Annotated in this window: 1 protein-coding gene and 1 pseudogene; both read left to right on the forward strand. The window is 70.4% G+C overall.

Annotated elements, in window-relative coordinates; genetic code table 11:
• Nucleotides 1-21: 21 nt before the first annotated feature.
• Nucleotides 22-66 (forward strand): annotated as a pseudogene (locus AC5Y7D_RS30745) (hypothetical protein); the annotation flags it as partial.
• Between the two features lie 27 nt (nucleotides 67-93).
• Nucleotides 94-2,327, forward strand: a 2,234-nt coding sequence (locus tag AC5Y7D_RS30750; RefSeq protein WP_499929940.1) for a type I polyketide synthase, incomplete at its 3' end; no start/stop codon positions are given.

The raw sequence follows: 2,327 nt of genomic DNA on the forward strand, positions 1-2,327 counted from the left end.
GAGTTCGCCCGTCAGCGGGGGTTGGCTGGTGATGGGCGGTGTAAGGCGTTCGCGGCGGCGGCGGATGGGACGGGGTGGGGTGAGGGTGCGGCGGTGGTGGTGTTGGAGCGTCTCAGCGATGCCCAGCGTCATCGGCATCCGGTGTTGGCGCTGATCGCGGGGTCGGCGGTCAATCAGGACGGCGCCTCTAATGGGTTGACGGCGCCCAACGGGCCGGCTCAGCAGCGGGTGATCACCCAAGCCGCGGCTAATGCCGGGATCGGGTTGGCTGAGGTGGATGTGGTGGAGGCTCATGGCACGGGCACCACGTTGGGGGATCCGATCGAAGCCGGGGCGCTGTTAGCCACTTACGGGGCGGCGCGGGATCGGGATCATCCGCTGTGGTTGGGGTCGGTGAAGTCCAATATCGGTCATACCCAGGCCGCGGCGGGGGCGGCGGGGTTGATCAAGATGATCACCGCCCTGAGACACGCGATGGTGCCGCCGACGTTGCATGTGGATGCCCCCAGCCCGCATATCGACTGGTCCAGCGGCACCGTGCAATTAGTCACCGAACCCACGCCGTGGCCGGTGACTGATCATCCCCGCACCGCGGCGGTGTCTTCGTTCGGGATCAGCGGCACCAACGCCCACCTGATCATCCAGCAACCCCCCACCCCGCCACCGGCTCCCACCCCTGAGGACCCCGACCCCCAGGCTGGGGGCACCCCGCCGATGCGGGTGTGGACGGTCTCGGCGCGCACGCCTGCGGCGTTGGGTGCTGCCGCGGCCCGGCTGCATCAGCACCTGCGGGCACACCCCGAGGTGGAGTTGACCGATCTGGCCTACAGTCTGGCCACCACCCGCACCCACCACCCGTACCGGGCCGCGCTGACGGTGCCTGCCGGGGCCGCCGATGCCCGTGCGGAGTTGCTGGCCGCGCTGGCCGCGGTGGCCGCCGATGAACCCCATCCCGGGGTGGCCCGGCATCATTTCCTGGCCCACCGGCGCCCGAAGACGGTGTTCGTGTTCCCCGGCCAGGGCGCTCAGTACCCGGGGATGACCACGGTGTTACGCGAGGGACACCGCGGTTTCGCGGAGGCCCTCGAGCAGGTGTGCGCGGCGTTTGACCCGCACCTGCCGGTGCCGCTGGCCTCGGTGATCTTCGCCCCGGCCGACACCGAGGCAGCCGAGTTGCTCGACAGCACCGCCTACGCCCAGCCCGCGTTGTTCGCGGTCTCGGTGGCCCTGTACCAGGTGCTCACCCAGGCCGGTATCTGCCCGGACTACCTGGTGGGGCATTCGGTGGGAGAACTGGGCGCCGCCCATGTCGCCGGGGTGATGACGCTGGCTGATGCCGCCCGGATAGTCGCTGCCCGCGGCCGGTTGATGCAGGCCTGCCCCCCCGGGGCCATGCTGGCCGTCGCCGCCACCGAAGCCGACCTGCGCCCGTGGCTAGACCAAGACCCCACCCTGGCCCTGGCCGCGGTCAACGGCCCCACCTCGGTGGTGATCTCCGGGCCCGCCGCAGCGCTGGACACCTTCACCACCGCCTGCCACGACGCCGGCTACCGCACCACCGCGCTGCGGGTCAGCCACGCCTTCCACTCCCCCTCGATGGACCCCGCCCTGCCCGAGTTCGCCACCCTGTGCGCCGGCGTGCACTTCCAGCCCCCCACCCTGCCCCTGATCTCCACCCTGACCGGCCACCACGCCCGCACCGAAGACCTCACCGACCCCGACTACTGGACCCGCCAACTCCGCGAACCCGTCCGCTTCCACCACGCCATCACCACCCTGCTCGACCAAGGCCCCCACACCTTCCTCGAACTATCCCCCCACCCCGTACTCGCCCCCGCCCTGACCGACACCCTCACCCACCACACCAGCACCCACACCAGCACCCACACCAGCACCTCCACCGTCCTGACCACCCTGCACCGCGACCACCACGACCTCGACGCCCTGACCACCACCCTGGCCCACCTCCACACCCACGGCCACCCCCCCACCTGGACCACCCTCTACCCCCACGCCCACCCCACCCCCCTACCCACCTACCCCTTCCAACACCACCCCTACTGGACACCGCCCGCGACCCGCGCTGATGTCAGCGCCGCCGGCCTAGACGAACCCGACCACCCACTGCTGGGGGCATGGACCGAACTGGCCGACCAAGACCAACTCATGATCAGCGGACGGCTCTCCAGCGCCACCCACCCCTGGTTAGCCGGCCACCAAATCGGCGACACCGTCATCTTCCCCGGCACCGGATACATCGAGTTACTGATCGCCGCCGGCCAGTACGCCCACTGCCCGGTGATCGACGAACTGGTGCTGCACACCCC

This window comes from Mycobacterium sp. NGS49, from assembly GCF_059812565.1.